The following is a 7,341-nucleotide window of genomic DNA, read 5'->3' on the forward strand; positions in this document are numbered from 1 at the left end:
GCCCACGCCGCAGCTCGGCAACCGGTCTCGGTCAACCTGCGGGTTCGCCGCTGCGGGACCCGGACCCGGTTCGTGCCTCGTCGACGCCATCGCGGTCCAGCGCCCGGCGGCCGGGAGCGGGGGCGGCGACCGGCTCCGGCGACGCGCTCGGCTCCGCGGTGGGCGCCGGCGCCTCCGACGGCGGCGGCTCCTCGGGCTTCGGGCGGAAGTCCTCCTCCACCGGCCTCGGCTCGTCGTCCGGTTGCGGCAGCGGGTCGAACGGCACCCAACCCAACCCGTCGAAGAGCACCTCCGGCCAGGCGGACGCGTTGCCCGCCAGCACCGGCCCCGGCTGCCCGTCGGTGCGGAAACGACCACCACCCGGGTCGGCAACCCGCAGAGCCGCCGAGCACCGCGAACGCCGCCGCGAACTGCTCCGACGTGCCCTCCTGGCCGCCGCCGTCGCGGGGCCCGAAGAGGAAGAAACCCAGATTCGGGTACGCGTGCCCGCTCGGCGCGTCCGCCACCACCCGGTAGTGCTCGGCCAGGAACTGCTCGATCGCCGAAGCCCGCGCGAACGGCGCGCCGTTCTCCTCGGCGAGCTGCTCGGCCAGCCGGCGCATCGGATCGGGCACCCCGTCGGCGACCCGGAGCACCCGGGCCACCTCCTCGCCGGCGGGCACGTTCGCGGTGGGCAGCAGATTCGCCTCCGGGTGCTCCTCGGCGGAGGTCACCGTGTACCGCAGCCCCGGCGTCAGCCCCTCCGGCCGGATCAGCGTCCCGCTCGCCGGGTCGTACGCCACCCGCGCGCCACTGACCTCCCGGGGTGTCGCCACGGCCGGCAGGAGCCGACCACTCAACTCCGCCACACTGATCTCCTGGCGGACCGTCCGCACCGTGCTGTCCCGGGCCGGCGTGCCGGCCGGCAGGATCCGACCGGCGTTGCGGTACGTCGCGCCGACCCGCCAGGTCACCCCGTCGTAGTCGCTGAGCACCGCCAACCGGATCCGCGCACCACCACCGGTGCCGGCAACCGGCGCGGCACCGTCGGACGGTGCGGCGGCGGAGCGCTCCGTGCGCACGTCGAGGAGTTTCTGCTCCGGGTGCAGCGCCCAACCGGAGATCCGGATCAACGGGTTCTCGTCGAGCGTCTGCACCTGCGGCGGCTCCACGTACCGGCGCGGGTCCACCGGCCGACCGTCGACCTGGTCGGCGACGACCGGACCGAGCAGCGCGACCAGCCCGACCACCACAGCCACCCCGAGCGCCGCGCCGGTGGCCAACCGCAACCGCACCGCCGCGCGTACCCGGGGAGCCAGCCCGGTGGTCGGATCGCCGCCGGTCGGTACCGTCCCGCCGGGGGTCGCCAGGCCGACCGCCGCGACCGCGACGAAGGTCAGCGTCGCTCCCACCGCCGGTTCGGCGTTCGGGCCGACCACGTAGAGGGCGGCGGCGTAGAGCCCCGCCGCCGGCAGGTAGCCCAGCAGCACCCGGCCGGTGCGCAGCGCCACCTCCGCGCCGGCCAAGCCGGCCAGCCAGGCGGCGACGACCGGCACCAGCACCGTGTCCGGGGTGGGCTCCACCGGGATCATCGCGGTGAGCAACCGGGGGATGCCGTTGCCGGCGGCGTCCGCGGTGACCTCCAGCAGGCTGCCCGGCAACTCGGCGTGGGTGGCGGCCAACCGCAGCGACCACAGTGTCCAGCCGGCCATCGCGGCGATCGACACCGGCGCCACCAACCAGGACGGCAACCGCCGGGCGGCCACGCTGACCAGCACCGACCCGGCCGCCGCGCCGGATACCAGCCAGGTCAGCAGGTCACCCGCGTACACCCGGCCGAGCACCACCCCGGCGAGCGCCGTCAACCCGATCAGCGCCAGCGGAACCACCGCCGCCCGCAGCACCCGCACGGCCCGCGTCACCACCGGCGTACCCCGTCCCACTCGGCGGCGAACTGCGCGCCGTCCGCCGCGTCGACGACCACCAGGCCGGCAGCGCCCGGCGGGGTCGGCTCGGCCGCGCCGAACACCCCGACCACCACCGACGGGTACGCCCCGCGCAGCGCGCCGACGTGCCCCAGCTCGTCGCGGCCACCCGGCCCGGTCAGGAAGACCAACGTGTCACCGAGCCGGTCCTGCCGCAGCCGGGTGGTGGCCGCGCGTACCGCGTCAGCCTCAGCGGCCAGCTCGGCGGCGGCGAGCCGGTCCAGCGGCCCGAGCGCCCGGGTCGCGTCCACCTCCCCGGCAGGCGACTGGGCCTCGGCCGGCGGGGTCGACTCCGGGGCGACGAAGAGCAACAGCACCGGCAGGTCGGCGCGGTGCGCGGCGGTGACGATCGACGCCGCCGCCTCACAGGCCGACTCGAACGACTCCGCCACCGGACCGACCCGCTGGGGGTGCGCGGCCGCCCGGTTGTCCAGCAGGACGACCAGACGGGGCAGGCTGGTGTCCACGTTCTCCCGCACCATCAGCTCACCCACCCGGGCGCTGGTCCGCCAGTGCACCCGGCGCAACTCGTCGCCGACCACGTACTCCCGCAGCGAGTCGAACGTGATCGACCCGTGCGGAACGCCGTCCACCCGGCCGTCGAGGCTGCGCCCCGCGCCGGTGGGCACCGCCGTCAGCGGGTGGACGCGGGGGTGCACCCAGACCGGCACCGACACCCCGTACGGGCGAGCCAACGCCACCAACCCCAGCGGATCACGCCGGGTCACCCGCAACGGCCCGACCGGCACCACCCCCCGGCGGTGCGTCGGCACGTCGTAGCGGACCTCGGTGTCCCGGCCGGGCCGCAGGCGCAGCACCGGCACCGGCACGCTCCGGTCGCCGCACCGGTCCTCGGCCAACAGGTTCGCCGACCGCAGCCGGCCGGTGTTGCGCACTGTCAACGTCATGCTCGCCGGTTCGCCGCGCGCCACCCGATCCGGGTCGGCCCGCCGGGTCACCGTCAGCCGGGGCCGCCAGGCCGCGACCAGCGCGGCGTAGCCGACGGCCGCGCCGGCCGCCGCACCGAGCAACGTCAACTCGGGGTACGCGAACCGGAAACCCGCCCCCAGCAGGACGACGGCGGCGACGAGCAGCCCGGCTCCACGGGCGGTGATCCCCATCGCGCTGTTGCCGGTCAGCCCTGCACCGGAGCGGGCTGCCCGGACGGCAGGGGCACCGGCACCGAGGCGATGGCCTGGCGCAACACCTCCGCGGCGGTCATCCCGCGCACCTGGGCGTCCGGGGTGAGCAGCAGCCGGTGCGCGAACACCGCCTCGGCGAGCGCCTTCAGATCCTCCGGCATGATCCAGCCCCGCCCGTCGATGAGCGCGTACGAGCACGCCGCGCGGGTCAACGCGATCACCCCCCGGGGACTGACCCCGACGCGCACCTGCGGGTGGGTGCGGGTGGCGGCGGCCAGCCGGACCGCGTACGCGTAGAGCGGCTCGGCGATGTGCACCCGGCGTGCCATCCGGACCATCTCCCCGACGGTGGCGGTGTCGGTGACCGGGGCGAGCGCCTCGGGGGAGCGCACGGTCGCGCCGCGCAGCACCTCCACCTCGACCGCCTCGTCCGGGTAGCCGACGGACAACTTCACCAGGAACCGGTCCAACTGGGCCTCGGGCAGCCGGTAGGTGCCGTCCATCTCCACCGGGTTCTGGGTGGCCACCACCAGGAACGGCGACGGCACCGGATGCCGGACCCCGTCCACGGTGACGGTGCGCTCCTCCATCACCTCCAGCAGCGCCGACTGGGTCTTCGGCGACGCCCGGTTGATCTCGTCGGCGATGACGATGTTGGCGAAGACCGGCCCCGGGTGGAACTCGAAGTCCCGGCTCGCCTGGTTGAAGATGGTCACCCCGGAGACGTCCGAGGGCAGCAGGTCGGGGGTGAACTGGATGCGCCGCCACTGACCCTTCACGGTGGCCGCGATCGCCCGGGCGAGGGTCGTCTTACCGACCCCCGGCACGTCCTCCAACAGCACGTGACCCTCGGCGAAGAGCGCGGTCAGCGCCAACCGCACCACCTGCGGCTTGCCGAGCACCACCGCGTTGACGTTCTCGGCCAGCCGGGCGGCCAGGGCGGCGAAACCCTGCACCTCCGGCTGGGTGAGCGGCTCGTGGGTGTTCACGGTCGGTGGTGCTCCTCGCCTGGTGGTTCAGCAGGTGGGCAGGACGTTGATGTTGTCGCCGCCCTCCAGGTTGAGCCAGGCCCAGGGGATGTAGTTCTTCCCCTCGAACTCGACCTGCACCCACCAGGTGCTGCGCTTGTCGTTGTTGTAGATGTAGGCGAAGACCTCTTCGCCCTTCTGCTTGCAGTACGCCTGGAGCCGGCGGCCCGGCTTCGCCCAGCCCACCTGCTTGTCGTTGTCCTGCCGGGTGACCGAGAAGATCTCGTTGCCGTTGCGGCCTTCCCGGTCCCGGTCACAGTAGGTCGACTCGGGCCCGGACGCGCCGTTGCGACACGTCGCGATCCCGAACAGCGGCTGCGTCTTCTGCGCCCGCGCTGCCGTGCCCTTGCCGGCGGCGTTGCTCGCGGTCACCGTGAACGTGTAGTTGGTGCCCGGCGTCAGGCCCGTCATCGTGATGCTGGAGCACGCCCCGGCCTTCGCCGGCTCACCCGGCGTGCTCAGCGAGCAGGTGGCCTGACCGCCGCCGGCGTCCACCGTGAAGGTCACCGTCGCCCCGGTGGCGGTCGACGACGAGCCGGTCACCGTGACCCGGGGCTGGGCGACCGTCCGGGCGGTGGCGGTGGCCTCCGGGCCCGGCCCCGCCTCGTTGACCGCCTTCACCTTCACCGTGACGTTCTGGCCGTTGCCCAACCCGGTGACCGTGGTGCGGGTGTCGGTCACCTCGCTGACCCGCCCCGCCACGTCCACCAGGTACTTCGTCACCGGCCGGCCGTTCGCCTCGGCCGGCGCCCACTGCACGGTGACCGCGCCCGGCTGGTTGGCGACCGTGCCGGCGCGCAGGTCGAGCGGCCGACCGGGTGCCGCGAACGGCACCACCGTGTTGCTGACCGGCGAGGCCGCCGACCCGGCGCCCTTGCTGTTGACCGCCACCACCGTGAACGCGTACTGGGTGCCGAACTCCAGCTCACCGGCGGGCACCACCAGCTCCGTCTTGGTCGACTCGCCGGCCGGCGCGTTCGTCCCCGCCGAACTGGCCGTCACCGCGTACCTCGCGATGGTGTTGCCCTGCCCGTTCGCCGCCGGCCACTTGACCAGCACCGTGCCGTCCGGCCGGGCCTGGGCGGTGACGCTCGCCGGCGGGTCGGGCACCGCGGCGGTCGGGGTGACCGGGTTGCTGTTGCGCGGCGGACCCGCGCCCTTCGCGTTCACCGCGTGCACCGCGAACCGGTACGTCTCGCCGTTGGTCAGACCCTTGACCTCCACCGCACGCTGGTTCGCGCCCACCTCCAGGCGTTTCCCGGCGCCCTCCACCACGTACTTGATGATCTCGGCGCCGTTGGCGGCGGCCGGCCGCCAACTCACCCGCGCCTGCGCGTTGCCGGCCGCGGCGGTGACACTGCGCGGCGCGCTCGGCTTGCCCACCCGGGGCTTCTTCGGCGGTGGCGGCGGGGCAACCGGCGGCGGGTCGCCGCCGAGCACGTCGTTGGCGTACTTGTCGACCTCACGCACCTGGTGCTTGTCGTCCACCACCCGGGCGGTCGCCGCGTCGGGGGAGTTGATGAACAGGTGGTTCTCCCGGACCTCCAGCTCCAGCGGCCCGTTGGCCCGCCCGCGGATGGTCTCGACCAGCTGACCACCGGCATCGAAGGAGTAGATGGTGCCGGTGGCCTCGTCGGCGCAGTAGAACCGGTCGGCCCAGGCCACCGCCGGGCTGAGCCGACCGCCCTCGCCGGGAACGGTGAACGCGGTCTCCTGACCACCGTCACCCACCAGCAGCACCCGCCGCTCGGCGGTCACGGTGACCGGAACCCGCGGCCCGCTGGTGCGGGTGGGCAGCGCCGCCGGGCCGGACAGCGTCAACGACGTCGGGTGCACCTCGCCGCGCTGCACCCGCACCAGCTTGCCGGCCGTCCGGTCGAGCACCGCCACACCGTCGTCCAGGGTGGAGACCACCAGATCGTGGCTGGCCTCGGCGACGTCGTACGACTCGACCTTCTCCGTGCTCAGCCCGGTGCTCGCGGCCGATGCCGGCGCGGACGGCAGCTTGGCGGGGGTGATCGCCGAGACCGTGCCCTCGCTGGGCACCGCGATCCAGAGTCGACCCTTACCGTCGAAGGTGCCACCGGTGATGCCCGGTGGGTAGCGCACCGGCTCACCGACCGGAGTCAACGACCGCGGGTCGAGCTGCCGGACAATGCCCTGCACGGCGTCCACGACGAACGCCGAATCCTCGTGCAGCGCGACACTCACGCCCAGACCGGGGGTGGTCGGGGTGGTCGCGCTGAGTTGCAGGGTGGCCAGGTCCAGGGAGCTGACCTGCCCGGTCTGCAGGTCGCGCAGGAGCAACAGCCGATCGGTCTGGGTGATCTGCATCGGGTGCTGGCGGGCCCCGGGAACCTCGGTGCGGGTGTCCACCCGGGCGGTGACCCCGTTGACCCGGGCCAGCTCGCTGCGCGCCGCGCTCCACAGCCAGGAACTCGCGTCGTAGTTGGCCACCGCGTTGTCCGCCGCGCCCAACCCGAGGGCGGTCAACCCCATGGCGGCCAGCAGCACGGTCACCGTGCCGACGGTGACCAGCCCGCCGCGAAGCCGGGACCGGGAGCGGGGGGCGTCGGTCCGTACGGCGTCGTCGATGCTGGCCACAGCCGGCAGCCTCCCGTGAGTCATGGCAGGTGGCGCGCCTCGCGGCAAGCCCTCCCCTGAGCCGGGTGCCATCATATGGCGCTGCCGGTGACGGGGGAACCCGCACCGTCACCCCTGTGGATACCGAGCGTGTGCGTTGTGGACGCGCAGCTCAACCCCCGGATCGGCGCGTTGGGTGTGATTCAGCGCGGCGACGGGCCTCCGCTCGACCCGGTGGTGCCCTCCCGTGCGGTGCAGACCTGCCCCGAAGTCGCAAAGCTGTCAGTGGAGTAGACAGCCAACACGGTGAAGCAGTAGTCGACCCGTGAGTTCAGCCCGTTGACCGTGTGGCTGGTCCGGCCCGGGTCCACGGTGGCGATCACGCCCAGCGCCTGCCCGGCCCGACCGGCGGCGACCATGAAGGGCACCGCACCATTGGTCGGGTCCGTCCAGGTCAGCGTGATCGTGGCCGACTCGTCCCGCAGCTTCAGATCACCGGGCGGAGGCCCGGCCGCCGTCGGTGCCGCCACCGCTGTCGGCGCCGGGCCGCGGCGGCGGCGGCGGATCGTCGCGGGTCCAGCACCACCGCTCCCAGGCCGGCCACCGCCAGCACCGGCCACCCCG

The 7,341-nt window shown here is 74.1% G+C and carries 3 protein-coding genes and 2 pseudogenes; all 5 read right to left on the minus strand.

Annotated elements, in window-relative coordinates; translation table 11 throughout:
* Positions 1-58: 58 nt before the first annotated feature.
* Positions 59-1,974, minus strand: a pseudogene (locus JM949_RS31505) (DUF3488 and transglutaminase-like domain-containing protein); the annotation flags it as partial.
* Positions 1,898-3,085 (minus strand): DUF58 domain-containing protein, encoded by a 1,188-nt coding sequence (locus tag JM949_RS31510; protein WP_203151749.1) that lies wholly within the window; start codon positions 3,083-3,085, stop codon positions 1,898-1,900. The gene JM949_RS31510 and the pseudogene JM949_RS31505, both read right to left, overlap by 77 nt.
* 14 nt (positions 3,086-3,099) lie before the next feature.
* Entirely contained in the window at positions 3,100-4,095 is a 996-nt protein-coding gene (locus JM949_RS31515) for an AAA family ATPase (protein ID WP_203151750.1), read from the minus strand.
* Positions 4,096-4,122: 27 nt separating this feature from the next.
* Entirely contained in the window at positions 4,123-6,738 is a 2,616-nt protein-coding gene (locus JM949_RS31520) for a fibronectin type III domain-containing protein (protein ID WP_309232417.1), read from the minus strand.
* Between the two features lie 182 nt (positions 6,739-6,920).
* Positions 6,921-7,341 (minus strand): annotated as a pseudogene (locus JM949_RS31525) (fibronectin type III domain-containing protein); the annotation flags it as partial.

The sequence above is a fragment of the Micromonospora tarensis genome (assembly GCF_016803395.1).
Classification (GTDB): Bacteria; Actinomycetota; Actinomycetes; order Mycobacteriales; family Micromonosporaceae; genus Micromonospora; species Micromonospora tarensis.

Excerpts from the sequence above, each read along its gene's own strand:
- JM949_RS31510 (WP_203151749.1), bottom strand. The coding sequence starts at position 3,085 with ATGGGGATCACCGCCCGTGGAGCCGGGCTGCTCGTCGCCGCCGTCGTC.